The organism is Streptomyces sp. 11-1-2 (assembly GCF_003595545.1).
In the GTDB taxonomy this organism is placed as follows: Bacteria; Actinomycetota; Actinomycetes; order Streptomycetales; family Streptomycetaceae; genus Streptomyces; species Streptomyces hygroscopicus_B.
This window is the reverse complement of sequence record NZ_CP022545.1, coordinates 424,230-448,528: the sequence shown is the minus strand read 5'-3', so window position 1 is coordinate 448,528 and position 24,299 is coordinate 424,230. Positions and strand designations below refer to the sequence as shown.

The following is a 24,299-nucleotide window of genomic DNA, read 5'->3' as shown; positions in this document are numbered from 1 at the left end:
GCTGTGTAGCTGAACTCCAGCAGCGAACACGCCTCACTCGCGACGAATTCCGCCCCGCGACATCAATTGACTTCCGTACGCGCCGATGCCGTACGCCCTGCACCCGGGAACCCGTATGCCCAGGCACGCCCCGCTCATCCTGACCGCTCTGACCTGCACCTCATTGCTGGTCGGCTGCACAGTGAACACCACCTCATCGACCACTGCCGATAGTAAGAACCTCGCCCATATCAAGATTCCGGAGAAGGTGAAGGCGAATACGTCGATTACGGTCGGTGCGCCGGACACACAGGTGGCACTGAAGCTCTCGGGGCAGATCGACAAGCTGCCCTTCAAGGTCAAGTGGGCCAATATCAGCGGCGGTCCGCAGTGCTCGGAGGCCTTCCGTGCGCATTCCCTCGATCTGTGCTCGTCGGCGGAGATCCCGTCGATACACGCCCACTGGACCGGTCTCGATACAAAGCTCGTGGCGGCGGAATTCCGCAAGGACCCGTTGCAGCACCCCGTCTACGAGCTCGGAATCGCTCCCGGCGCGGACGTCGACACCCTGGCGGACCTGCGCGGCAAGAAGATCGCCTACAGCCCGGGGCAGGCCCAGGGCGCGCTCGTGTTGCGCGTCCTGGCCAAGGCGGGGCTCACCAAGAACGATGTGCACCTGGTCGAGCTGCCCAGCACCGGGGATGTGTATCCGACCGCGCTCGGCAGCCGTCAGGTGGATGTCGCGCCCCTCGGCGGTGTCAACATCAAGCGCTATCCGGCGAAGTACGGCAAGGACGGCGGGAAGACCATCCGGCACGGCCTGCGCGACGATCCCGCGCATCTGTGGGCGCCGACCGAGTCCGTGAGTGATCCGCAGAAGGCCGCGGCCATCCGGGAGTTCATCACATTCTGGGCGCGGTCGGAGGTCTGGATCGACCAGCACCCCAGGCAGTGGATCGACGGCTATTACGTCAAGGACCAGGGTCTCACTCGCACGGACGGGGCATACCTGGTCGAGCAGGCCGGCCACCCGGACATTCCGGCGGACTGGACGCCGGCCATCGCACGCCAGCAGAAGACCGTCGACCTGCTGGCGAAGGAGACGGGCCAGGAGAAGTTCGACGCGGGAGTCCTCTTCGACCGCCGGTACGAGTCTGTTGCCGCCGACGCGGTCGCGGAAACGGGGAAGCCGCGATGAGCACGGACACCACCGGCGAGCGGCTGTCCCTCGTCACGACGGCAAAAGACGCCCCGGCGCCCCGGAGCGTCCGGCGCGGGCGGGTGCGCCGCCGCCTCGGCCCCGGCCGGCCCATCCCGTACGGCAGGGCGATCGGCCCCGTTCTGCTGCTCGCGGTCTGGTCGGCCGGATCGGCCACCGGCCTCATCGACGCGCGCAACCTGTCCGCCCCCTGGACGGTGGTGACCACGGCCGGTGACCTCATCGCGGACGGCAGGCTCCAGTCCAACGTGTGGACCTCCGCCGTGCGGGCCCTGTCCGGACTGGCGTACGGGACGGCCGCCGGGCTCGTGCTGGCGCTGATCGCGGGGCTCAGCAGGCTCGGCGAGGGGGTGATCGACGGCCCGGTGCAGATCAAACGAAGCATTCCCTCCCTCGCTCTCATCCCGTTGCTGATCCTGTGGTTCGGCATCGGGGAGTCCATGAAGGTCATCACGATCGCCCTCGGTGCCCTCGTCCCGGTCTACATCCACACCCACAACGCGCTGCGCACCATCGACAGCCGGTACGTCGAACTCGCCGAGACGCTGGGGCTGAGCCGCCCGCGCTTCCTGCTGCACATCGTGCTGCCGGGCGCGCTGCCCGGCTTCCTCCTCGGGATGCGCTTCGCCGTGACCGCCGCCTGGCTGGCCCTGGCCGTCGTCGAACAGGTCAACGCCACCAGCGGGATCGGCTACATGATGGGGCTCGCCCGGACGTACGGGCAGACCGACATCATCATCGTCGGTCTCGTCGTCTACGGGCTTCTGGGGCTGCTCTCCGACGGACTGGTACGGCTCGTGGAGAGGAGGGCCCTGTCATGGCGACGCACGCTGGCGGGCTGATAGTCACCACCCCGGAAGCCGGGGCGGCCGTCCGCATCGAGGGGCTCGTACGGGCCTTCGGCACGCGCAAGGTGCTGGACGGGCTCGATCTGAGCCTGCGCGCCGGGGAGTTCGTGGCCATGCTCGGCCGCAGCGGCTCAGGCAAGAGCACCGTGCTGCGGGCGCTCGCCGGAGTCGACCACGACGCCGGCGGCGAAGGCGTACTGAGCGCGCCCGCCCATGTGTCGATGGTCTTCCAGGACGCCCGGCTGCTGCCGTGGAAACGGGTGCTGGCCAATGTCGCACTGGGGCTCACGGGCGCGGACGCCGAGGAGCGGGCACGCACCGCGCTCGCCGAGGTGGGTCTGGCCGGACGGGAGGACGCCTGGCCGGTGGAGCTGTCAGGCGGTGAGCAGCAACGGGTCTCGCTCGCCCGCTCCCTGGTGCGTGAGCCCGAACTGCTCCTCGCGGACGAGCCGTTCGGCGCGCTCGACGCGCTCACCAGGACCCGTATGCACACTCTTCTGGCCCGCCTGTACGAGCGGCACCGTCCCGCCGTGCTGCTGGTCACCCACGACGTGGACGAGGCGATCGCACTCGCCGACCGGGTCGTGGTCCTGGACGGGGGCCGGATCGCCGCCGACCTCGCCGTGGACGTTCCGGCACCGCGTCGACCCGCCGGTCCCGAGTACGCCGCGCTGCGCGAGCGACTGCTCGCCCGGCTGGGCGTGGACCCGCCCATCGAGCGGGCGGAGACGGGTACGGCGTGACCGGGCCGACCGGGTCCGGTCACGACGGTCCCCGTGCGCATCCCGACTGAGTTTTTCGCATGTCCCGGCGAATGAGGAGTTGCTGATGAGTCCGATAGCCACCCGACCGTTGATGCTCGCCCTCGCAGCCGCGTCGCTGCTGGCCGCCTCGGCCGTGGGCCCGACCGCCGTCGCCGCGCCCGCCGAGCCCCGTCCACCGGTGGTGCTCGACTGGTACGACATCACGGCCCGGACGATCGCGGCGGCCGGAGCGCCGACCCAGGTGACCAACAGTCGCACGTGGGCGGTGAGCTGGCTGGCCGGCGCACGGGCCGGCCGCGAGGTGCCCACGGGCGTCGATCGGGGCGACTATCAGGACGCGGCGCTGGCCTCCGCGGTGCACAGCTCCCTGGTCGCCCTCGTGCCGACACGCACCGAGCAGTTGGACGCCGCGTTCCGCCGTACCCTCGACGGGATCCCGGACGGCCCGACCGAGGACCGGGGCGTGGCGGCAGGTGAGCGGGAGGCCCGGTCCGTCCTCGCGTCCCGCGAGGGCGACGGCCTGGACCCGGCGTCGGTCGACGCCCCGTTCACCGTGCCTCCGGCCGCCCCCGGCGTCTGGCAGCCGACGCCGCCCGGGTACGCCCCCGCCACGCAGTACGGAAACCGCGTCGCCCGGCCGTTCGCGCTGGCAGCCCCCGACCAGTTCCGGCTCGGACCGCCGCCGGCGCTGGACTCCCGGCGGTACCGTTCTGACCTGGCCGAAGTGCGTGCCTACGGTGCGGCGGACAGCACCCGGCGCACCGCCCACCAGACGGAGACCGCGAACTTCTGGTACGGCTCCTCGCTGACCCTCTACACCGAGCCGCTGCGGGTCGCCCTGTCCCGCACCGCCGGGTCGGTGGAGGAGCGGGCGAAGCTGGTGGCGCTGTTCCACATCGCGTCGGTGGACACGCAGATCGCGACCTCCGACTCCAAGTACGCGTATCTGCGCTGGCGTCCGGTCACCGCCATCCGCACCGGTGCCATCGGCACCGACCCCGACTGGACGCCGCTGCACAACACACCGGCGCACCCGGACTATCCGAGCGGTCACAACACCTACGCGGGTGCGGCGGAGGAGATACTGTCCGCGCTCACCGGCCCGCGCACCGCGCCGTTCGAGCTGACCAGCCCCACCGCGCCGGGGGTCACCCGTACGTACACGGACTGGCATCAGCTGACGGCGGAGAACCTCGGCGCGCGGATCTTCTCGGGCATCCACACCCGCTCCGCCGACGAGGCCGGAGTCACCCTCGGTGAGAAGGTGGCCGGGTACGTCCTGCGCGCCTCCGGCCGGCTCCTGCGCTGAGCCCGCGAAACGGGCGGCGCTCGCGTTTCCGCCCCCGTCGCCACCGGTCGGGCCGGGGCAACGGGGGCGGCGAGCTTTCCGGCGTCCGCTCGGGTACCGGTGTGCGGGATCAGTCGCGCGCGGCCGGACGGCGGCGGGTGGCCGGGTCGGTGAGCGACGGGGGCTGGTAGCCCTCGTCGGCCGGGCTGATCGTGGTGCCGGGCGACACGATCTCGTCGATCCGGTCGAGCACGTCCGGTGAGAGACGGACGTCCGCGGCGCCGAGCTGGCTCGTCAGATGCTCCTGGGTGCGCGGGCCGATGATCACCGTCGACACGGCCGGGTGCTCCAGCACGAACGCCAGCGACAGGTGGATCAGCGACAGGCCCGCCTCGTCGGCCAGCTCGGCGAGCTGTTCCGCCGCCTCGCGCTTGCGCTGGTTGGCCGCCAGCTCCGGATCGTGCCGGTGCGGCTGGCGCTCCAGACGGCTGGACACGGCGTGTGCCGTGTCCCCCTTGCGGTAGCGACCGGACAACCAGCCACCGGCCAGCGGGCTCCACGGCAGGACACCCAGCCCGTACCGCTCGGCGACGGGCAGCACCGCACGCTCCGCCGCCCGGGCCAGGATGGAGTACGGGGGCTGCTCGGTGACGGGACGCCGGAGGCGCAGACGCTCGGCGATCCACTGGCCCTCGACGATCTGGTGGGGTTCGAAGGTCGTGGTGCCGAAGTAACGGATCTTGCCCTGCCGTACGAGGTCGTCGAGTGCGCCGAGCGTCTCGTCGAAGTCGGTGGCGGGGTCGGGTCGGTGGGCTTGGTAGAGGTCGATGTAATCGGTGCCCAGGCGGCGCAGGCTGTCCTCGACGGCCCGGTAGATCCAGCGACGTGAGTTGCCCTGGTGATTCGGGTTGTCGCCGATCTGGCCGTGGAACTTGGTCGCGAGGAACACCTCCTCGCGGCGGCCGTCCGCGAGCGCCTTGCCGACGATCTCCTCGTTCTCGCCCTGGGAGTACACGTCGGCGGTGTCGATGACGTTGATCCCCGCGTCAAGGGCCTGGTGGATGATCTCGATGGCGTCGTCGTGGTCACGGTTGGCCCAGGCGCCGAAGTTCATCGCGCCGAGCGTCAGAGGGCTGACCTTCACGCCGGTGCGGCCGAGGGTGCGGTACGTGGTCATCTCTTCGGTGTCTTCCTTCGCTTTCGGGACGTTCGCTTTCGGGACGTTCAGGGGGCAAGGCACCCGCCGAGGAGATCGTCAGAAGAACCCCGTCAGCGGCGGTGGTTCGGCGTTGAGGAGGTAGTCGCCCACCACACGTGCCTTGTGAGCGATCGGATTGTGGCTGACCAGGGTGCGGGCGTTACGCCAGTGGCGGTCGAAGTTGAACTCGCGCCGGGTGGCCGAGGCCCCGCCCACGTCGTACAGCCGCTCCGCGGCTCGCAGGGCCGCCTGGGCGGCGACCACCTGCGCCTGCGCCACCTCGGTGGCCGCCTCGGCGAGCGCCGGTTCGCCGCCCGCGATGCCGTCCTCGCCGCAGGGGCCGGCGAGGGCACGGTCGATGGCGGCGGCCGCGCGCAGCACGGTGGCCTCGGCCCCGTACCCGAGCGCCGCGATCTCGCCCACGGTGTGCTGCACGAACGGGTCCTGGACCGCGTGGTCGACGCCGCTGTGCCGGACCGCGCGGGCCCGGTCGCGCGCGTAGCCGATCGCGTCGCGGACCGCGTTCTTGGCGATGCCGGTCTCCACGGCGGCGAGGAAGAGCTGGTGGTACGCGCCGAGATGGGTCCGGCGCACTCCCACGGCCTCGTCCACGACGACCTCATGCGGGAACACCTCCACGTCGTCCAGCTCCGTGGTGCCGCTCGCCGTCATGCGCTGGCCCATGCCGTCCCAGTCGTCGATCAGCCGCAGCCCGGGGCGGTCGTGGGGGAGTACGACGCGGACGCGCTGGTCGAGGTGGTTCTTCGCGGCGATGACCACCCAGTCGGCGAACAGGCTGCCGGTGCTGTAGTACTTCGTGCCGCTCAGCCGGTAGCGGTCGCCGTCGGGCACCAGCGCGGTGTGGATGTCGCCGGGGTGCTTGGCGGTGGTCTCCCCGGTGGCGTTGCCGAAGAGTTCACCCGCCAGCGCCGCGGCGAACCACCGCTCGCGGTCTTCCTTCCCACCGTCGCTGATGAGCTTCTCGATGAAACCGAAGTGCGGGCGGAGCGCCTGTGCCACATTGGAGTCGGCCTCCGCGAGGTCGATGACGGCCCGGAAGACGTCCACGAGGCTCGCCCCCGGGCCGCCGTACGCCGCCGGGACCCGCAGACATCCGATGGCACTGGTCCGCACCGCGTCCATGGACCCGTACGGCAGTTCCGCTCGGCCTCGCGGCGCGCCGTGTCGACGCAGAGCGAGGCGGTCAACTCCGGTACCCGGTCGAGGACTTCCCCTACCGTGACGGTCCGTGGGGCCGTGGTGGTGTTCATCGGGCCGTGGCCCCTTTCCGATCGGAGGAATCGTATGACGGTGCCGGTACGGGGAGTCCCAGGTGGTCGCGGAGGGTCGTGCCCGTGTAAGCGTGGCGGAAGACGCCGCGTTCCCGCAGGATCGGCACGACGTGGTCGACGAAGGTGTCCAGGCCGTCGGGCAGTGCGTCGGGCAGCAGGGTGAAGCCGTCCACCAGACCGGCCGACCACCAGTCGGTGATGTCGTCCGCGATTCGTTCGGGGGTGCCGACGACCGACCGGTGGCCGCCGATGGTGCGGGCGGCGAGCCCGGCCAGGGACAATCCCTCACGACGGGCGATCTCGGCATGGGTGCGGAAGAACCCGGTGGGCAGCCGGTCAGGCGGTAGCCCCGACAACTGGGCCTCCGTCAGCGGGGCTTCGGGGTCGGTGGTGGCGGGGTCGAGGCCGAGGGTACGGGCCACCCGGGCGAGCTGCCGCGCGTCCTGGTGTACGCCCGCCTCCAGCGCGGCGAAGCGCGCGCGGGCCTCCGCCTCCGTGCTGCCGATCACCGGGGTGAGGCCGGGAAGCAGCCGGATGCCGGACAGGTCACGTCCGTAGCGCCGCGCCTGTCCGGCGAGCCGGGCGCGGTAGTCGCGCGCCGCCTCGTGGTCGAGGAGCGGGGTGTAGACGGCCTCGGCGAAGCGTCCCGCGAGGGCCACGCCCTGTGGCGAGGCCCCGGCCTGCACCGTCACGGGACGGCCCTGCGGGGAGCGCGGCACATTGAGCGGCCCCGCGACGTCGAAGAACTCGCCGGTGTGGCCGGCGGAGTGAATCCGGTCGGGGTCGGCGAAGCGCGCGCCGCCGGTGTCCGCGATGAGCGCGCCGTCCTCCCAGGAATCCCACAGCCGGTGCACCAGGCCGATGAACTCCTCCGCCCGGCGGTAGCGGGTGCCGGGGTCGGGCACGGTGTCGAGACCGAAGTTCCGCGCCGCCCCGGGGAAGAAGGTGGCGACCGCGTTCCATCCGGCGCGCCCCCGCGAGGCGTGGTCGAGCGAGAGGACCCGGCGGGCGAGGTTGTAGGGCTCGTTGAAGGTGGTGGACCCGGTGAAGACGACCCCGATGCGCTCGGTGGCGGCCGCGAGGTAGGTCAGCAGCATCGAGGGTTCCAGGCCCTGCCCGGGGCCCTGGCCGATGTCGCCGTGGAGGGCGGGGATGTCGGCCAGGAACACCCCGTCGAGGGCGCCGCGCTCGGCGGTACGGGCCACCCGCAGATGGTGGTCCGGGTCGACGTAGGCGTCCGGAGCCCGGCCGGGCAGGGTCCAGGCCCCGGGGTGGTTTCCGACGCCGGTGATGTTCACCAGCAGACTGAGTCGGCGTGTCATCGGACCAGAACCTCCGCCGTGTCGGGTGTGTGCCGGGCGACCGGCGGCCGGGCCAGACCGAAGTGGTCGCGCAGCGTGGCGCCCGCGTACTCGTCCCGGAACAGCCCCCGGCGGCGCAGCTCGGGGATGACGTGTTCGGCGAAGGCCGTGAGGCCGCTGGGGAGCACGTCGGGCATCAGATTGAAGCCGTCGGCCGCTCCTGAGGTGAACCACTCCTCGATGGTGTCGGCGATATCGGCCGGGCCGCCCGCGACGACGCGATGTCCGAGTCCGCCGCCGAGCCGCCGGATCAGCTGCCGGGCGGTCAGTCGCTCGCGCCGGGCGAGGTCGGTGGTGACCGTGAAGAAGGTCTGCAGCCCCTGGACGTTCCCGGCGGGGCCGATGAGGTCCCACGGCAGCTCCGCGTCCGGGTTGAGGGCGTCGGCGTCGATGCCGAGGAGGGCGGCCAGCCGGTCCAGGCCGTAGCGGAGCGGGATGAGGTCCTGGAGGCTGTTCAGCCGCTCCAGCGCCTCGTCGCGGGTGGCGGCGACCACCGTCGACAGGCCGGGCAGCACCACGATCCCGTCGGGGTCGCGGCCGAGCGCGGCGGCGCGGGACTTGACGGCCCGGTAGTACGTCTTGCCCTCCTCGAGGGTCTGGGCGGCGCTGAAGACGGCCTCGGCGTGTCCGGCGGCGAGTTCGATGCCGTCGGGCGATCCGCCCGCCTGGACGAGGACGGGGCGGCCCTGCGGCGATCGCGGGGTGTTCAGCGGCCCCCGGACGCGGAAGAACTCGCCCCGGTGGTCGATGGCGTGGATACGGGCCGGGTCGGCGAACACACCGCGCGCGGGGTCCCCGATGAGCGCGTCGTCGTCCCAGCTGTCCCACAGTGCGCCGAGGACGCCGACGAACTCGGCGGCGCGCCGGTAGCGGTCGCGGTGGGCGGGCGCCTGGTCGAGACCGAAGTTGCGAGCGGCGGCGGGACCGGCCGTGGTCACCGCGTTGAACCCGGCACGGCCCCGGCTGAGGTGGTCCAGCGCGGCGAACCGGCGGGCGATGTTGTAGGGCTCGTTGTAGCTGGTGGAGGCGGTGGCGATGAGGCCGATTCGGCTGGTGTGGGCCGCGATCCCGGCCAGGATCACGGTGGGTTCCAGGGCATATTCGGGGCGGTGGGCGATGTCGGGGGTGAGGACGGGGGTGTCGGCGAGGAAGACGGCGTCGAGCTTCGCGGCCTCGGCGATGCGGGCGGTGGTGATGTAGTGGTCGAGGGAGAAGGCGGCGCGCGGGTCGCCGTCGGGGGCGCGCCACGCACCCGCGAAGATCCCGGACTGGAAGACGTTGACGTTGAGGTGCAGGTGTCGCCTGCCGGACGAGAGGGTCATGGGGCGGCTCGCTGACGCTGGTCGGTGGGGATCTTGGCGGGCTGGGTCTCCACGTCGAGGCTGTGCTTGATGAACCGGGCCACCCGGGGGTCGGCGAACGCGGCCTTGAGCCGTGTGATGGCAGGGTCGTCGGCGTAGGCGTTGCCGACGACGAGCTGGATGGCGAAGCGTTCGTCGGCCGGGGGCAGCAGGATGCGCCGCTTGATCGGTATCTTGGCGACCCGGAACTTGTAGGCGTAGTTGATGGCGGCGTCGACATCCGGGAGGGACCGGGCGATGGCGTCCAGGGACACCTCGTGCCAGTGGAAGTCGTGTGGGTTCTCGGCGATGTCGCCCAGCTGTGCGGTGAGCGGGTCCACCTCCTTCTTGAGCTTGATCAGCCCCACCTTCTGGAGGACCAGCAGCGCCTGGGTCTGGTTCGCCGGGTCGTTGGGCAGGGTGATCCGCGCGCCGTGCGGGAGTTCCCGCACGCTGCCGTACTTCTGCGAGTAGAGGGCGAACGCCTGGGTGAAGACAGGCTGGACGGCCTTCGCCTGGTAGCCCTCGTTGGCCACGATGACCTTGAGCCACTCGGCGTGCTGGGTGATGTTCGCGGCGAGCTTGCCGTCCGCGGTCGAGCCGTTGACCTGGTTGGCGTCGTTGACGGGGTACGGCTTGACCGTGATGCCGTGGTCCCGGTCGACCTTGTCGGCGATGTACTTCACGATGGCGCTCTGCGGAATGCTCCCCTGGTTGTAGCCGACCTTCAGGGTCTTTCCCAGGGGCGGGTGGTCCTCGCCGCCCACCCGCGCGGCGGCCAGCGAGCCGACGGCGAGGGCGACGGCGCTGATCGCGGCCGTGACGGCGAGGCGGCGGGGCAGTCTGGACTTCAGCTCGAAGCCGTGGTCATGGACGAAAGGCATGGGTGTTCCTCGATGGAGGTTCGGGGCCGTGGCGGCCTCACTGGCCTCAGTGGGCCAGATGGCGCACGACGCGGTCGCCGGTGAACTGGATCACCTGCACCATGACGACGAGCGTGACGATCGTGGCGGTCATGACCGTCGTGTCGAAGCGCTCATAGCCGTAGCTGATGGCCAGGTAGCCGATGCCACCGGCCCCGATGGTCCCGGCGATGGCGGAGAATTCCAGCATGCCGACGATCGCGATGGTCAGGCTCCCCGCGAGCGCGGGCAGCGCCTCCGCCAGCTGCACGGACACGATCACCTGAAGGCTTGAGCCACCCGCGGCGCGCCCCGCTTCGGTGGCCTCGCGGGGCACTTCCCGCAGAGCCGTTTCCACCAGCCGTGCGAAGTAGGGGATGCCCGCGAGCGACATGGGCACGATCGCGGCGGACACCCCGATGGTCGTGCCCGCCACGTACCGGGTGAACGGAATGATCGCGGCCATCAGGATCAGGAACGGCAGCGAACGGCCCAGGTTGACCACCCAGCTGAGCGTGGCCCGCAGGGCCCGGTGCGCAAACAGCGCGCCGGGCGAGGAGTTGTGGAGCACCACGCCCACCGGAGTGCCCACGGCCACGACGATGAGCATGACCGCCGCGACCATCTGCAGGGTCTGCCCGATCGCAGGGAAGAGCAGCGGCCAGAGTTTGTCGAGGTCGGTGCTCATACGACCGCCTCCTCGGCCGTCTCCGCGACCGCCTCGGATGCCGATTCGGAGGGTGCCGGTCCTACGGCCGGGGCGCCGTGGTCCCAGGGCAGTGGTTCGGCGTGGATGCCCCAGCCGTCCAGGGCGGAGGTCAGCTCGTCCGCCCGGTCGTGGCTGACCGCGACGGTCGCACGGCCCGCGGTCCGCCCGGCGATCTCCTCCACCGTCGCGGACAGCAGATGGACGTCCAGCCCGTGGTCCGCACCGAGCCGCGTCAGCCAGTCCGTGGGCACCGCGTGCCCCTGATAGGTGAGCCGCCATGTGCCGAGCCCCGGCCGGCCCGAGGAGACCGGCCGGTCGGGAAGCAGCGCGTTGCCGAGCGCGGAGTGCGGGTCGGCCACCAGCTGGTGGACGGGCCCCGACTCGACGACGCGCCCCTCGCGCAGCAGGGCGGCGGTGTCCGCCACTTCGCGGACCGCCTCCATCTCATGGGTGATCAGGAGGATGGCCAGATCCAGGTCGGTGCGCAGCTCGCGCAGCAGGGCGAGGACGGACCGGGTGGCGGCGGGGTCGAGACCGGAGGTGGCCTCGTCGGACAGCAGCACCTTGGGTCGCAACGCCAACGCCCTTGCGATGCCCACGCGTTGGCGCTGGCCACCGGAGAGCTGGGCCGGGTAGTAGTCGGCCCGGTCCGTGAGACCGACCCGCTCCAGCAGTTCGGCGACGCGGAGCTTCTCCTCCCGCGCGGTCACGCCGAGATACCTCAGTGGCATCGCGACGTTCTCCGCCGCCGTACGCCGACGCAGCAGATTGGCCGACTGGAAAACCGTTCCGATGGCCCGCCGCGCATGGCGGAGCTCACGTTCCGGGAGGTCCGTCACATCGGTTCCGGCCACCAGGACCCGCCCGGATGTGGGGCGTTCGAGCAGATTGACGCAGCGGGCCAGGGTGCTCTTCCCCGCGCCGCTGGGGCCGACGACGGCGCCGATGGTGCCCTGCGCGATGTTCAGGCCGACGTCATGGAGTACCGGCCGCGCACGGGTACCGGTACCGAAGGTCTTGTGCAGTTTCTCTACACGGATCACCGTGTGTACTCCTCGTCGCTCTGGGGAGGGTGCGGGCGGGCGCGCCGAAGGAAGGAGACGGGCCGGCCCCGAGCGGGAATGAGTCAGTGGGAGAAACAGGCGGCACTGGTGATCACCATGTGATCGACCGTGCGGCGGCGCGTGCAGAAGAGGGTCCGCGACATGGGATGGGATGCTCACACCGCTGTCTGCCGAGGTCAACAGCGGACCGCATGGTGAGATGCGCGGTGCGCCCGGCGGCCGTCCACCGTTGCGCACGCTGGTCGCTACTTGACCAGTACACGAATGCCGGTGTTGAGTGGCGCCCATGGCCTCCACGCTTCTGGTGCACCGCCACCACATCGACTTCGGTCGAGTGGTGAGCGCGCAGTGTTGTTGAGGCATTGACGGCTGCCCGCAGGGGCGCCTTCTCCCATTCTGTTTCTCGCGTGTGATCCGTCTGCCCGTACGGGGCCGTAGTTCGGTGCGCCGTAACGCATGACGGGTCGTCAACTTGCCTGCGTCGGCGTCGAAGAGCCCACGCCCGCCATGAGGAAACCACCGTGACCGACACGTTCCCGCGGGAGCTACGCCAAGCCCTCGCCGAGACCTCCGCACCACTGCTCGAGGGAGCGGACGTCCTGCCGTACCTCGACGACCGCTCCGGAGCGGCCGGGGCCCGGGCGCTCGCCGTCGTACTCCCCGGCGACGCGGCCGAGGTCGCCACCGTGCTGAAACTCGCCCACCGGTATCGCGTCCCCGTGGTGACCCGCGGCGCGGGCACCGGCCTTTCCGGTGGCGCGACCGCCGTCGGCGGCTGCCTGGTGCTCAGCACCGAACGGCTGAACCGCATTGTGGAGATCTCGCCCGAGGACGAGGTGGCCGTCGTCCAGCCCGGGGTGATCAACGCCGATCTCAACACCGCGCTCGCCGGTCACGGCCTGTACTACGCGCCCGACCCGGCCAGCCACGCCATCTCCACCATCGGCGGGAACATCGCCACCAACGCGGGCGGGCTGCGCTCCGCCAAGTACGGCGTCACCCGTGACTCCGTGCTGGCGCTCGATGTCGTGCTCGCCGACGGAACCGCACTGCGCACCGGCCACCGCAGCGTCAAAGGGGTCACCGGCCTGGACCTGACCGCCCTGTTCGTCGGTTCCGAGGGCACCCTCGGAGTGATCGTCGGCGCCACCGTGCGGCTGCGTCCGCTCCCGGTGGCCACCGCCACGGTCAGCGCGTACTACCCCTCCGTGCGGGCGGCGCTGGACGGCGTGCGGCAGATCTCGCGCACCGGCGTCGTCCCGGCGGTCGCCGAACTGATCGACCACCCCAGCCTCCGCAACATCGACGAGAACAGCGGCTCCCGGCTCACCGACGGCGGCCATGTCCTGCTGCTGGTGCAGACCGACGGACACGCCGCCGTGGCCGAGGCCGAGGACATCGTCACGGCGCTGCGCCACACCGGCGGGGACGCGCGCCGGCTCACCGATGAGGCGGAGGCCGAACGGCTGTGGGAGCTGCGCCGTTCCGGACGCGGCCGCACCCGCCCGCTGTGGACCGTCGGCGAGGACGTCGCCGTACCCAAGTCGAAAGTGGCGCGGATGTACGAGGAGGGGGAGCGGATCGGGCGACGGCACGGGCTGGACTTCGCGTCCGTCGCACACGCGGCCGACGGCAATCTGCACCCCGTGCTCTCCCGGCCGGTGCCCGAGTCAGTCGCCGCCACGGCCCCCGCGCCACCCGAACTGGACGCCGCCGCAGATGAGTTGGTGCGCGCGGCGCTCGCCCTCGGCGGCACCATCACCGGCGAGCACGGGGTGGGTGTCACCAAGCGGCGTTGGCTGGAGGACGAACTCGGCCCGGCCGGACTCGCCCTCCAGCGTGGCATCAAGGCCGTCTTCGACCCGCTCGGCATCCTCAACCCCGGCAAGGCCCTCTGAAAGCCGCCCGCCGAACCCGCCGACAGGCGCTCCGGCCACCCACCGACACACCCATCCGTTCTCTGGAGACACACCTCATGGCCCTCTCCCGCCGCGGTGCCGACACCACCGCCCTGGGCGGCTTCGGCGACCCGCCCCCGACCGGAGTCCCCGGCTTTCTCCCGCTCACCAGCGGCACCCCCGCCGCCGAGGCGCTGCCGGTCAAGGAACTGTCCGAGGCCGCCGCCGACGTGCTCGGTGGCCCCACGGCGGCCGATGCGCTCCAGTACTCCGGTGTGGAGGGGACACCGGAGCTGCGCGAGTGGATCGGCCGCCACGAAGGGGTCGCCGCGGAGCGGGTGCTCGTCACCAACGGGGCCCTGCACTCGCTCTCCCTCGTCTTCGACGCGCTGCTCGACCCCGGCGACCTGGTCGCCGTCGAGGACCCGGTCTACCCCCTCGCGCTGCGCGTCCTCGGCCGGTCCCACGTCGGGTATCTGCCCGTCCCCACCGGACCGGACGGCCTCGACATCGACGCCCTCGCACGGGCGCTCGAAGGCGGCGCCCGCCCCAAGGTCCTCTACACGGTGCCCGACTTCCACAACCCCACCGGTGCGACCCTGCCCGCCCCCGCCCGGACACGGCTGGTCGAACTCGCCGAGACCTACGGCTTCACGATCGTCGCCGACAGCCCCTACCGCGAGCTGCGGTTCTCCGGCGAGCAGGTACCGCAGCCGAGCGCGGAAAGCGACGCGGTCGTCCGCGTCAACAGCTTCTCCAAGACCCTCGGCCCCGGCCTGCGCCTCGGCTGGATCGTGGGTCCGCGCTGGCTGCTGCCGGCGGTGACGCGGCTGCGCGCCAACCAGGACCAGCACTCCTCGACCTTCACGCAGGCCATCGCCGCCCGGTTGCTGACCACGCCCGGCCTGTTCGACCGCCTCACCGCCGACGCCCGGGCGCTGTACGGGCGCAGGGCCCGAGCCCTCCACGCGGCGCTGCACACCGCTCTCCCGGGGCGCATCGAGGCCGCCCTGCCGGAGGGCGGGCTGTTCCTGTGGGCGAAGGTGCTGGACGACGATCCGGATCTGCACACGGCGCGCACCCGCGCCCACGCGCTCGGCACCGACTTCGGCGTCGGCAGCCACTTCTCCCCGCCCGGCGGAACCGGCTCCCCTGCCCACATCCGCCTCGGCATCGGCGCGGTGCCCGAGGCCGACGTGGCCACGGCGGTCGGCCGGCTGGCCGAGGCACTGCACCCGGAGACGGCCCGATGACCCATCCGCCCACCCCCGCCGCCGCACCCACCCCCGCGCTCGCGCCGGACGTACCCGTCCGCTGGGCGGCCCTGGGCTGGGACCATCCCGCCGCCGCCGAGCTCCGGGCTCTGATGGACGCGGAGATCAAGCCCCGCTATGCCGCCTACGGGCCGCGTCCGCATCTGCCGCCCCCGCCCGCCGCCGCCGAGATAGCCGTCACCTGGATCGCCTTCACCGGACCCGGTGAGCCCGTGGCGACGGCCTCACTGCACGCGCTGCCCGGCGACCGGTGGGAGATCAAGCGCGTCTTCGTCCGTGCCGACCACCGCGGCCGCGGGCTGGCCACGGCGGCCCTGGCGGCCGTCGAGGCGTCCGCGGCCGAACGGGGCGTCGTGGAGGTGCTGTTGCAGACGGGCGTCCGGCAGCCTGAGGCCGCCGCCCTCTACGCACGCGAGGGCTGGTACCGCATCCCGCCCTATCCGCCCTACTCCCGCGACCCGTACAGCGTCTGCTTCGCCAAACGGCTGCCCGCCACCGGCGGTGCGGAGCGGGGGAGCCATGCGTGACCCCCGGCGTCTGGCCGCCGTCGTGATCGCCCCGCTGCTGCTGGCCGGATGTGCCCCCTCCGGCGCCGGATCCCGCACCTCGGCCTCCGGCACCTCGCTGACCTGGGGCGTCACCACCGAGCCGCAGTGCTTCGACCCGCACCGCTCCACGCAGCAGAACGCGTTCATCATCATCCGCAACTACGTCGACTCCCTCATCTCGAAGAAGCCGGACGGCACCTTCGCACCCTGGCTGGCCACGCGCTGGAAGATCTCCAAGGGCGGCACGGTCTACACCTTCCGGCTCCGCGACGATGTGACGTTCAGCGATGGCACCCGCTTCGACGCGAAGGCCGCGAAGGCCAACCTCGACTACGTCGCCGACCCGGCGAACGCCGCGGACGCCGCCAGCCTGCTCGTCAACTACCAGCGCGGCACCACGCCCGACCCGCACACGCTGCGGGTCGAGCTGAAGAAACCCGACTCCTCGCTCCTGGAGTCGTTCTCCAGCGTCAAGCTGGGCTTCCTGTCGCCCGCCGCGCTGAAGAAGGGCGACACGCTGTGCGACGCGAGCCCCTCGCTCGTCGGCACCGGCCCGTTCACCATCGACGGCTACACCCGTGGCCAGTCCGTATGCTTCCGCAAGAACCCCCGCTACGACTGGCCGCCCGGCTACTCCGAGCACCGCGGTCCGGCGTATCTGAACACCGTCACCTACCGCTTCCTACCCGAGTACTCCACCCGCGCGGGGGCCCTCTCCTCCGGACAGGTCGACGCGATCGAGGGCGTACAGCCCCTGGACGTACCGCTGTTCAAGGACGCGAAGGGGTTCCAGTACCGCACCGGACCGTCCCGGCAGACCTCCTTCACCCTCAACGTCAACTACACCCGGGGCCCGGGCGCCGACATCCGGGTGCGGCGGGCGCTGCGCGACGGCGCCGACCTGGACGCGGTCGTAAAGGCCGTCTACCGGGGCACCGTGTCCCGGGCCTGGTCCAACATAGGCCCCGACAACTCCGACTACGACACCTCGCTGAAGGGAGGCTGGGGCAACGACCCCGAGAAGGCCAACCGACTGCTGGACGAGGCCGGATGGACCGGACGCGACAGCGACGGCTACCGCACCAAGCACGGGAAGCGGCTCACCCTGGAGGTCGGATACCCCCAGCCGTATGTGCGCGACAACCGCGATGTGCTGATCGAGGCGCTCCAGGCCGAGCTGCGACAGAACATCGGACTCGACCTCGACCTGAAGATAAACACCGCGGGGGAGTTCACCGACCAGAAGGCCCACGGCACCTGGACCGTCTATCCGAACACGCTCAACCCGCTGGACGCGGGCATGGAGCTGCGACAGGTCCTCGGCAGCACCGAGTTCCTCTACGGCAACGTCCGCGGCTACGACAGAAAGCTCGACGGCATGATCAACCGCGCCCTTACCACCACCGACCTGGACAAGCGGCGCCCGCTGCTGGCGAGGATCCAGCGGCGCGCCGTGGACCGGGCGTACATCGTGCCGCTGTTCGCCCCGCACTACCAGATCGCCGCCACCGACAAGGTCCACGGCCTCGGCTTCGAGACCCAGCTCGACTCGCCCGCCAACAACTACGCGATACGGGTCGGCCGATGAGCGCCGCCACCGCCGCGGTGGAGCCCACCGCCGCCACGGCAACCCGAGCCAGCGCCGTCGTGGCCTTGCGGCGGGCCGCCGCGCGCGTCGCCACCGGCATCGGCGTGATGTGGGCCGCCGCCACCACCGCGTATGTGGTGCTGCACACCATGCCGGGGAAGATCGAGGACATCCTGGTGGGCGACCAGACCTATCCGGGCGCGCAGGAGGCGGTCGCCGCGGAATGGGGCCTGGACCGGCCGCAGGTCGTGCAGTACCTCGACTATCTGTGGCGGCTGCCGCACGGTGATCTCGGCACCTCGTACGCGATGCGGCAGCCGGTCGCCTCCGTCGTCGGCGACCAGCTGTGGCCGACGGTCCAGCTCACCCTGGCGGCCGCGGGGGTGGCTGTCGGCCTCGCGCTGGCCGTGGCCGTCGGCACGGCGGGCCGGGCCCGACCGCTGCGCGCGCTCGCCTCCGTGGCCGAACTCGTCGCCACCTCCATGCCGGTGTACTGGCTCGGCATTCTGCTGCTGATGGTGTTCTCCTTCGGCCTGGGCTGGTTCCCGCTGACCGCCGACAGCGGTGCGGCCTCGCTGGTGCTGCCCGCCGTCACCCTCGGGCTGCCCATGGCCGGGCTGCTGTCGCAGGTGCTGCGCGAGTCCCTGGAAGCCACGCTGGAGCAGCCGTTCATCACCACCGTCCGCGCGCGGGGTGTCGGCGAGACCCTGGTGCGGCTGCGCCACGCCCTCAAGCACGCCATGGCGCCGGTGATCAACCTGGGCGGCTGGATGATCGGTTCTCTGCTCGGCGGGGCCGTCATCACCGAGACCGTCTTCGGCCGTCCGGGGCTCGGCGCCGTCACGCTGACCGCCGTGACCAACAAGGACGTGCCGGTCGTGCTCGCCGTCGTCCTGCTCGCCGCGTTCGCGTACGTGGTGATCTCCACGCTCGTCGACATCGTCAACCTGCTCATCGACCCGAGGCTGAGGACCCGATGACCACACGTCTTGGCCTGCTGCGCCACACCGGCACCGCCCTGTGCGCCGCGCTCATCGCGGTACTGCTGCTCGCCGCCGCCTTCCCCGGTCTCTTCGGCGACGTCGACCCGCTGCGCTCCTCAATGCCCGAATCCCTGCGGGCACCCAGCGCGCGGCACTGGTTCGGCACCGACCTGCTGGGCCGGGACGTGTTCGCCCGGGTGGTGCACGGGGCGCGCTACTCCCTGCTGCTCGGGGTGGCCGCCATGCTCATCAGCCTGGTCCTCGGCCTGCTGACCGGTGTCCTCGCCGGGCTGTCCGGCCGGGCGGCCGACGAGGCCGTGGCGCGGCTGTTCGATGTGGTCTCCGCGTTTCCGGGCGTGCTGCTGGCGATGCTCGTGGTGGTCTTCACCGGGCCCGGTGTCCTCAACATCGCGGTGGCGATCGGCATTTCGGGCGTACCGAAGTTCGCCCGGGTGATCCGTGCACAGACCCGGGCGGTGAAGGACGCCGGATACGTCACCCACGCCGTCGTGCAGGGCCGCGGCAGGGGCTGGATCCTGGCGCGCCACATCGCCCCCAACGTCCTGACCGCCGTGCCCGTCATCGCCACCATCGACATCGGCACGTCGATCGTGGCCGTGTCCGGGCTGAGCTTCCTCGGCCTCGGACCGCAGCCCCCGGTCCCCGAATGGGGCGTGATGCTCTCCGAGGGCCGCGACATCCTCCGTACCGCCTGGTGGGCCGGGCTCTTCCCCGGTCTGGCGATGACCCTGACGGTGATCGCCTTCACCGTCGTCGGCCGCAGGCTGCAACTCCTCCTGGAAGGCAGGACCCCATGACCGCACATGACGCGGCGGCACATCGGCCGCTCGTCGAGGTGGACTCGCTCAGCGTCGCCTTCCGCGGCCGTACGGGGACCGTACGGGCCGTGGAGGACGTCTCCTTCGCCGTCCATCCCGGCGAGTGCGTGGCGATCGTCGGGGAGTCCGGCTCCGGCAAGAGCGTCACCGCCCGGTCCCTCGTCGGGCTGAACGGCCGGGAGGCGATCCCCGCGGCCACCGCCCTGCGGGTGGACGGCCGGGACGCGCTCGGCTTCTCCCAGCGGGACTGGCGGGCCGTGCGGGGGCGGTTCGCGGGGCTGGTCCTGCAGGACGCGCTGGTGTCGCTCGACCCGCTGCGCACCGTGGGCCAGGAGGCCGGCGAGGCCATCCGCCACCATCGGCTGGAGCCGCGCGGCCGGGTGCGGGACCGGGTGCTCGACACCTTGCGCGCGGTGGGCATGCCGGACCCCGAACGGCGGATCGACGCGTATCCGCACGAACTGTCCGGGGGGTTGCGGCAGCGCGCGCTGATCGCCTCCGCCATCGCCGCCGAACCACGACTGATCATCGCGGACGAGCCGACCACGGCACTGGACGTGACCGTGCAGCGGCAGGTCGTGCAGGTGCTCGCCGATCGGGTGACCGACGGCACCGGACTGCTGCTGATCAGCCATGACCTGGCCGTCGTCGCGGACATCGCCGACCGCGTCCTGGTCATGGAGCGCGGCCGGGTGGTGGAGGACGGGCCGGCGCGCGAGGTGCTGCGGCATCCCAGTGCCCCGTACACCCGACGACTGCTGGCGGCGATCCCCACGGCCGCCTCGCGCGGCGCACGGCTGACCGGCGACCGCCCGGCGACAGCGGCGTCTGCGGCGTCTGCGGCGTCCGCGACGTCCGCGGCGTCCGCGACATCCGCCACCGTGCGCCGCCTTCCGCCCGGGCCCGGTGACGACGTGGTCCTGGAGGCGAGGGGCCTGACCAAGACCTACGCGGTGCGCGGCCCGAGCGGTACGGGCGGCCGGCAGCGGTTCACCGCCCTGGACGACGTGTCCTTCCGGCTGCACCGGGGAGAGGCGCTGGGCATCGTCGGGGAGTCCGGCTCGGGCAAGACCACCTGCGCCGACATCGTGCTCGCCCTCACCCGGCCGGACTCCGGCGAGGTGCGGCTGCACGGCCGCCCCTGGAGTGCGCTGACCGAGCGGGAGCGCAGGGCCTCGCGCCGGCTGGTCCAGTACGTACCGCAGGACCCGCTGAGCTCCTTCGACCCGCGCTGGACGGTGGGCCAGGTACTGGCGGAGAACATCCACAGGGAGAATTCCCGCGCCCGGCGGCGCGACCTGGCCGTCGCCGCCCTGGAACGGGTGGGTCTGAGCGCCGGCCACCTCACCCGCCGGCCCCGGTCGCTGTCCGGCGGCCAGCGCCAGCGGGTGGCGATCGCGCGGGCGCTGATGGGCGAACCGGAGATCATCGTGTGCGATGAGCCGGTGTCCGCCCTGGACGTCCTCATCCAGGCCCAGGTGCTCGACCTGATCGCGGACCTGCGGGCCGAACTGGGCACCTCCCTGCTCTTCATCTCACACGACCTGGGCGTGGTGCACCATCTCACCGACCGCGTCCTGGTGTTCAAGGACGGCCGGGTCATGGAGCGGGGCGAGGTCGACGAGGTCTTCACGGCACCGAGCCATCCGTACACACGCGAACTGCTGGCCTCGCTCCCGGGGCAGGAGCTGCGGGCGTCGTGAACCGTATCCGTCTCGCGGCGGTCCGCCACGGCGGGCCGTCGGGCCCCGACATCCGTCTCGTCATCACCGGGAGTCCGGCATGAGCGAACCCGCCAAGCAGGTGCACCTCGGGGCTGCCTTCCCCGGGGTGAACAACCACACCGTCTGGAGCGATCCGCGCTCGGGCAGTCAGATCGACTTCTCCTCCTTCCGCCATCTCCCGCGGACCGCCGAGCGCGGAAAGTTCGACTTCTTCCTCCTCGCCGAGGGGCTTCGGCCGCGCGAGCACCGCGGGAAGATCTTCGATCTGGACGTGGTCGGCAGACCCGACACCCTGCCGGTGCTGAGCGCGCTGGCGGCCGTCACCGACCGCATCGGCCTGGCCGGGACCGTCAACGCCACCTCCAACGAACCCTTCGAACTCGCCCGGCAGTTCGCGACGGTGGACCACCTCTCCGGCGGGCGCGCCGCATGGAACGTGGTCACGTCATCGGACGCCTTCACCGGCGCGAACTTCCGCCGGGGCGGCTTCCTGGACCACGCCGACCGGTACAGCCGGGCCGCGGAGTTCGTCGAGGCCGCCCGCGCGCTGTGGGACGCCTGGGCCCCGGACGCGGTGGTCGCCGACCCCACCGCCGGGGTCTTCGCCAAGGACAAGGCCATCGCCGAAGTGCGCCACCGTGGGACACAGTTCGACATCACCGCGCGTCCGACGGTGTCGCGCGGCCCTCAGGGCCACCCGGTACTGATCCAGGCCGGAAACCCCCGCGACGGCCGTGAGCTCGCCGCCGCGACCGCTGACGCGATCTACACCATCCACGCCGAACTGGCGGCGGGCCGGGCCTTCTACACCGACGTCAAGAGCCGACTCGCCACCTACCGCCGTGCTCCGGAGCAGCTGAAGATCCTGCCCCAGGCCACCTTCGTGCTGGGCGACACCGAGGCGGAGACGCGTGAGCGCGCCCGCCACATCCGCCTCCAGCAGGTCACCCCGCAGGGAGCGATCGAGAAGCTCGAACAGGTATGGAGACGCGACCTGTCCGGCTACGACCCCGACGGACCACTGCCCGATGTCGAACCACGCGCCGATGCCGTCGGCATCACCCGCGGCCGGGCACGTCACCACCACGACCCCCTCGCGGTGGCACGCCACTGGCGTCAGGTCGCCGAGGCGAAGTCGGAGTACCACGGCACCACCCTGCGCGATCACCTGGGCCCCGGCCCCGCACCCGCCCCGGTCCGATGAGCGACATCCGCATCCGCACCGCCCGCGCCCAGGAGCACGAACAGGTCGCGGCTCTCACCGTCGACGGCTTCCGCAGCCGCAACAGCGCACCCCGCCCCGAACGGCTGGCCCTGCTGCGCGATGCGCCCGGCCGCGCCGCCGCCGGAGATCTGCTGGTGGCCGTGCACGAACCGAGCGCCACACTGATCGGCACCGCGAGCCTGCTGCGCCCCGGCACCGCGTACGCCCGCCTCGCCCTGCCCGACGAGGCGGAGCTGCGCCTGCTGGCCGTCCTGCCCGAACACCGTGGTCGCGGAGCCGCTGGTGCGCTCCTCGCCGAGGGCATCGAGCGCGCCCGTTCCTGGGGCATGCGCGCCCTGGTCCTGGACACGGGCCGGGACAACGTCGCCTCCCAGCGCGTCTACCAGCGGCTCGGCTTCGTCCGTCAGTACGCCCGCGAGGAGCGCGAGAACCGGCACAGACCGGTGAAGACCGCCGTCTTCTCCCATGACCTGGGCCGGGGCCGGGCCTGATGGCCGCCACCCGCTTCGACACCGGCCGGCGCCGAGTGATCGCCGTCTGCATGGCCGCCGGAACGACCACCCTGCTGGACAACTCGGTTCTCAACATCGCGATACCCGCGCTGCGCGCCTCCCTGCACGCGGGCCCCACCGAAGTGCAGTGGATCGTGGCCGGGTACTCCCTGTCCTTCGGCCTCACGCTCGTACCCGGTGGCCGCCTCGGCGATGTACACGGGCGCAAGACGCTCTTCCTCGCCGGTCTCGCGACGTTCACCGCGGTCGGTGTGGTGGCCGCCGTCGCCACCCACCCGTCGGTGGTCATCGCGGCACGACTGCTCCAGGGCGCGGCGGCGGGCCTGGTCAACTCCCAGGTGATCGGCACCATCCAGGACGTGTTCAGCGGCCAGGACCGGGCCCGCGCCCTGGGCCTGTACGCGGTGACCAGCGGAGTGGCGGCCGCGCTCGGTCCGCCGCTGGGCGGGGCGCTGATCGCGGCCGCCGGGCCGGACCTCGGCTGGCGGCTCACCCTCCTGCTGACCGTCCCCTTCGGGCTGGCCACGCTGGCGCTCGCCGTACGGTATCTGCCCGCGCCCCGGCCGAACGCCGGCCACACCGACCTGGATCCGGTCGGCCTCGTCCTGGTCGGGGCCCTGGTGCTGGTGGTGATGGTGCCGTTCATCCAGATCCCGTCGAACGGGGCGGCGGTGGCGGCCTGGGCGGCCGCCGGCTGCGTCGTGGCCGGACTCATCCCGGTCTGGCAGCGCCGCTTCATCCGCTCGGGCGGCCGCCCGCTGCTTCATCCCTCGCTCGCGGGGTCCGCGCCGTTCGCGCTGGGCACGGCCGTGGCGATGGCGCAGTTCGGTGCCTCGATCGCCGGATCACTGGTGCTCACGATGTTCCTGCAGGACGGCCTCGGGCTGCCCGCCGTGGCCGCCGCCGTGGTCACCCTGCCCTCGGCGGTGGCGATGGGCATCTCGTCCGCACTGGCGTGGCGCATGGTGCGGCGATTCGGCCGGCACACGGTGACGCTCGGACTCGCTCTGGGCGCGTGCTCCTTTTTGACGAGCGGCCTCGCCGCGCTGCGCGCCCCGGCCTCCGGCCTGCCGGTGATCCTCGCGCTGACCCAGTTCTGCGCGGGCGCCGCTTCCGGGCTGATCGTCTCCCCGAACCAGGCGCTGGTGCTGCGCCATGCCCCGCGGGAGGCCGCCGGGGTGGCGGGAGGGGTCCTGCAGATGTCCCAGCGCATCGCGGCCGCCGTGGGTGTCTCGGCCATCTCCGGTCTCTATCTGCACACCGCGGCGCGGGGGACCGCCCACCACAGGTCGGCCTACTGGCACGCGAGCCTCACCTGCGCGGCCGTGCTGGCCGTCGCGCTGGCGGTATCCGCCCTGCGCGGCCGGCGTACGGACGACGGCGCACCCGACCCCCTCGAGCCGGGCCACGACGCCACGCCGCGGGGAGTCCCACACTTTCGTCGGATGACATAGGGGCATCGAGGAATATGCCGCGGCCCCGTCCGAGTTGACGATTGCGTGAGGTCACCGACCTCACGTAGCGTTCCGAGATATAGCCAGGGCCCGAAGGCCCGTCGAGAACGGGAACGGGAGGCGATGGTGTTGCGGCCGATGACCTGCCCGCCCACGCCGGCTCCGGCCCTCCGCGAGGGCGTCCGCCTGTACTCCCGGCACCACATCGACCTGCTGCGCGTGGCCGGCGCGCTCTGTCGCCGCTGACCTGATCACCTCAAGGACACCGCGCCCTCCCGATGAGGTGCGGT

At 71.9% G+C, this 24,299-nt stretch carries 21 protein-coding genes; 14 read left to right on the top strand and 7 right to left on the bottom strand.

Translation table 11 applies throughout. The features are described from left to right. The first annotated feature begins 115 nt into the window (after positions 1-115). From CGL27_RS02145 to CGL27_RS02130, 4 genes are all read left to right on the top strand, one after another. Positions 116-1,177 carry an ABC transporter substrate-binding protein gene (locus CGL27_RS02145; protein ID WP_119984054.1) on the top strand — a complete coding sequence of 354 codons (1,062 nt, stop codon included), beginning with the start codon at positions 116-118 and terminating at the stop codon, positions 1,175-1,177. Beyond that, positions 1,174-2,040 carry an ABC transporter permease gene (locus tag CGL27_RS02140; protein WP_119984052.1) on the top strand — a complete coding sequence of 289 codons (867 nt, stop codon included), beginning with the start codon at positions 1,174-1,176 and terminating at the stop codon, positions 2,038-2,040. The genes CGL27_RS02145 and CGL27_RS02140 overlap by 4 nt, the downstream gene beginning before the upstream one ends. Next, positions 2,016-2,789, top strand: coding sequence for an ABC transporter ATP-binding protein (locus CGL27_RS02135; RefSeq protein WP_119984050.1), 774 nt, complete (start codon positions 2,016-2,018; stop codon positions 2,787-2,789). Before CGL27_RS02140 ends, CGL27_RS02135 begins: the two co-directional genes overlap by 25 nt. Positions 2,790-2,874: 85 nt before the next feature. Continuing rightward, a complete protein-coding gene (locus tag CGL27_RS02130) occupies positions 2,875-4,119 on the top strand; it encodes a vanadium-dependent haloperoxidase (protein ID WP_119984049.1) in 1,245 nt (414 codons plus the stop codon). Positions 4,120-4,228: 109 nt separating this feature from the next. On the opposite strand, the gene CGL27_RS02125 is transcribed toward CGL27_RS02130, so the two are convergent. From CGL27_RS02125 to CGL27_RS02095, 7 genes are all read right to left on the bottom strand, one after another. Then, positions 4,229-5,275, bottom strand: coding sequence for an aldo/keto reductase (locus CGL27_RS02125; protein WP_119984047.1), 1,047 nt, complete (start codon positions 5,273-5,275; stop codon positions 4,229-4,231). A 78-nt stretch (positions 5,276-5,353) separates the two neighbouring features. Beyond that, complete coding sequence (locus CGL27_RS02120; protein WP_119984045.1) at positions 5,354-6,439, bottom strand: acyl-CoA dehydrogenase family protein; 1,086 nt, start codon at positions 6,437-6,439, stop codon at positions 5,354-5,356. A gap of 124 nt (positions 6,440-6,563) precedes the next feature. After that, entirely contained in the window at positions 6,564-7,910 is a 1,347-nt protein-coding gene (locus CGL27_RS02115) for an NtaA/DmoA family FMN-dependent monooxygenase (protein WP_119984044.1), read from the bottom strand. Then, the gene (locus tag CGL27_RS02110) at positions 7,907-9,271 is read right to left on the bottom strand and encodes an LLM class flavin-dependent oxidoreductase (protein WP_119984042.1); all 1,365 of its coding nucleotides are present in this window, start codon (positions 9,269-9,271) and stop codon (positions 7,907-7,909) included. The genes CGL27_RS02115 and CGL27_RS02110 overlap by 4 nt, the downstream gene beginning before the upstream one ends. Continuing rightward, positions 9,268-10,173, bottom strand: coding sequence for a MetQ/NlpA family ABC transporter substrate-binding protein (locus CGL27_RS02105; protein ID WP_119984040.1), 906 nt, complete (start codon positions 10,171-10,173; stop codon positions 9,268-9,270). The genes CGL27_RS02110 and CGL27_RS02105 overlap by 4 nt, the downstream gene beginning before the upstream one ends. 46 nt (positions 10,174-10,219) lie before the next feature. Continuing rightward, complete coding sequence (locus CGL27_RS02100) at positions 10,220-10,879, bottom strand: methionine ABC transporter permease (RefSeq protein ID WP_119984037.1); 660 nt, start codon at positions 10,877-10,879, stop codon at positions 10,220-10,222. Further along, positions 10,876-11,943, bottom strand: a complete 1,068-nt coding sequence (locus CGL27_RS02095; protein ID WP_240450321.1) for an ATP-binding cassette domain-containing protein — start codon at positions 11,941-11,943, stop codon at positions 10,876-10,878. The genes CGL27_RS02100 and CGL27_RS02095 overlap by 4 nt, the downstream gene beginning before the upstream one ends. Positions 11,944-12,485: 542 nt before the next feature. Here CGL27_RS02095 and CGL27_RS02090 point away from each other — a divergent pair. From CGL27_RS02090 to CGL27_RS02045, 10 genes are all read left to right on the top strand, one after another. Next, on the top strand, positions 12,486-13,862 hold the full coding sequence (locus CGL27_RS02090) for an FAD-linked oxidase C-terminal domain-containing protein (RefSeq protein ID WP_119984034.1): 1,377 nt from the start codon (positions 12,486-12,488) through the stop codon (positions 13,860-13,862). A 77-nt stretch (positions 13,863-13,939) separates the two neighbouring features. Continuing rightward, positions 13,940-15,115, top strand: a complete 1,176-nt coding sequence (locus CGL27_RS02085; RefSeq protein WP_119984032.1) for a PLP-dependent aminotransferase family protein — start codon at positions 13,940-13,942, stop codon at positions 15,113-15,115. After that, positions 15,112-15,663, top strand: coding sequence for a GNAT family N-acetyltransferase (locus CGL27_RS02080; protein WP_119984030.1), 552 nt, complete (start codon positions 15,112-15,114; stop codon positions 15,661-15,663). The genes CGL27_RS02085 and CGL27_RS02080 overlap by 4 nt, the downstream gene beginning before the upstream one ends. Then, complete coding sequence (locus CGL27_RS02075) at positions 15,656-17,272, top strand: ABC transporter substrate-binding protein (protein WP_119984028.1); 1,617 nt, start codon at positions 15,656-15,658, stop codon at positions 17,270-17,272. The genes CGL27_RS02080 and CGL27_RS02075 overlap by 8 nt, the downstream gene beginning before the upstream one ends. Then, positions 17,269-18,252 carry an ABC transporter permease gene (locus CGL27_RS02070; protein WP_119984026.1) on the top strand — a complete coding sequence of 328 codons (984 nt, stop codon included), beginning with the start codon at positions 17,269-17,271 and terminating at the stop codon, positions 18,250-18,252. The genes CGL27_RS02075 and CGL27_RS02070 overlap by 4 nt, the downstream gene beginning before the upstream one ends. Next, on the top strand, positions 18,249-19,073 hold the full coding sequence (locus tag CGL27_RS02065) for an ABC transporter permease (protein ID WP_119984024.1): 825 nt from the start codon (positions 18,249-18,251) through the stop codon (positions 19,071-19,073). Before CGL27_RS02070 ends, CGL27_RS02065 begins: the two co-directional genes overlap by 4 nt. Then, positions 19,070-20,797 (top strand): ABC transporter ATP-binding protein, encoded by a 1,728-nt coding sequence (locus CGL27_RS02060; protein ID WP_119984022.1) that lies wholly within the window; start codon positions 19,070-19,072, stop codon positions 20,795-20,797. The genes CGL27_RS02065 and CGL27_RS02060 overlap by 4 nt, the downstream gene beginning before the upstream one ends. Positions 20,798-20,876: 79 nt before the next feature. Further along, positions 20,877-22,022, top strand: a complete 1,146-nt coding sequence (locus CGL27_RS02055) for an NtaA/DmoA family FMN-dependent monooxygenase (protein WP_119984021.1) — start codon at positions 20,877-20,879, stop codon at positions 22,020-22,022. Then, complete coding sequence (locus CGL27_RS02050) at positions 22,019-22,534, top strand: GNAT family N-acetyltransferase (protein ID WP_119984019.1); 516 nt, start codon at positions 22,019-22,021, stop codon at positions 22,532-22,534. Before CGL27_RS02055 ends, CGL27_RS02050 begins: the two co-directional genes overlap by 4 nt. After that, positions 22,534-24,009, top strand: a complete 1,476-nt coding sequence (locus CGL27_RS02045; RefSeq protein WP_205587595.1) for an MFS transporter — start codon at positions 22,534-22,536, stop codon at positions 24,007-24,009. The genes CGL27_RS02050 and CGL27_RS02045 overlap by 1 nt, the downstream gene beginning before the upstream one ends. The last annotated feature ends 290 nt before the right edge of the window (positions 24,010-24,299 follow it).

What these genes read in the sequence shown, in the direction of transcription:
- CGL27_RS02125 (WP_119984047.1), bottom strand. Translation starts at nt 5,275, where the DNA reads ATGACCACGTACCGCACCCTCGGCCGCACCGGCGTGAAGGTCAGCCCT.
- CGL27_RS02070 (WP_119984026.1), top strand. Translation starts at nt 17,269, where the DNA reads ATGAGCGCCGCCACCGCCGCGGTGGAGCCCACCGCCGCCACGGCAACC.
- CGL27_RS02050 (WP_119984019.1), top strand. Translation starts at nt 22,019, where the DNA reads ATGAGCGACATCCGCATCCGCACCGCCCGCGCCCAGGAGCACGAACAG.
- CGL27_RS02130 (WP_119984049.1), top strand. Translation starts at nt 2,875, where the DNA reads ATGAGTCCGATAGCCACCCGACCGTTGATGCTCGCCCTCGCAGCCGCG.
- CGL27_RS02065 (WP_119984024.1), top strand. Translation starts at nt 18,249, where the DNA reads ATGACCACACGTCTTGGCCTGCTGCGCCACACCGGCACCGCCCTGTGC.
- CGL27_RS02080 (WP_119984030.1), top strand. Translation starts at nt 15,112, where the DNA reads ATGACCCATCCGCCCACCCCCGCCGCCGCACCCACCCCCGCGCTCGCG.
- CGL27_RS02055 (WP_119984021.1), top strand. Translation starts at nt 20,877, where the DNA reads ATGAGCGAACCCGCCAAGCAGGTGCACCTCGGGGCTGCCTTCCCCGGG.
- CGL27_RS02075 (WP_119984028.1), top strand. Translation starts at nt 15,656, where the DNA reads ATGCGTGACCCCCGGCGTCTGGCCGCCGTCGTGATCGCCCCGCTGCTG.
- CGL27_RS02140 (WP_119984052.1), top strand. Translation starts at nt 1,174, where the DNA reads ATGAGCACGGACACCACCGGCGAGCGGCTGTCCCTCGTCACGACGGCA.
- CGL27_RS02110 (WP_119984042.1), bottom strand. Translation starts at nt 9,271, where the DNA reads ATGACCCTCTCGTCCGGCAGGCGACACCTGCACCTCAACGTCAACGTC.
- CGL27_RS02145 (WP_119984054.1), top strand. Translation starts at nt 116, where the DNA reads ATGCCCAGGCACGCCCCGCTCATCCTGACCGCTCTGACCTGCACCTCA.
- CGL27_RS02085 (WP_119984032.1), top strand. Translation starts at nt 13,940, where the DNA reads ATGGCCCTCTCCCGCCGCGGTGCCGACACCACCGCCCTGGGCGGCTTC.
- CGL27_RS02045 (WP_205587595.1), top strand. Translation starts at nt 22,534, where the DNA reads ATGGCCGCCACCCGCTTCGACACCGGCCGGCGCCGAGTGATCGCCGTC.
- CGL27_RS02115 (WP_119984044.1), bottom strand. Translation starts at nt 7,910, where the DNA reads ATGACACGCCGACTCAGTCTGCTGGTGAACATCACCGGCGTCGGAAAC.
- CGL27_RS02060 (WP_119984022.1), top strand. Translation starts at nt 19,070, where the DNA reads ATGACCGCACATGACGCGGCGGCACATCGGCCGCTCGTCGAGGTGGAC.
- CGL27_RS02100 (WP_119984037.1), bottom strand. Translation starts at nt 10,879, where the DNA reads ATGAGCACCGACCTCGACAAACTCTGGCCGCTGCTCTTCCCTGCGATC.
- CGL27_RS02105 (WP_119984040.1), bottom strand. Translation starts at nt 10,173, where the DNA reads ATGCCTTTCGTCCATGACCACGGCTTCGAGCTGAAGTCCAGACTGCCC.
- CGL27_RS02120 (WP_119984045.1), bottom strand. Translation starts at nt 6,439, where the DNA reads ATGGACGCGGTGCGGACCAGTGCCATCGGATGTCTGCGGGTCCCGGCG.
- CGL27_RS02135 (WP_119984050.1), top strand. Translation starts at nt 2,016, where the DNA reads ATGGCGACGCACGCTGGCGGGCTGATAGTCACCACCCCGGAAGCCGGG.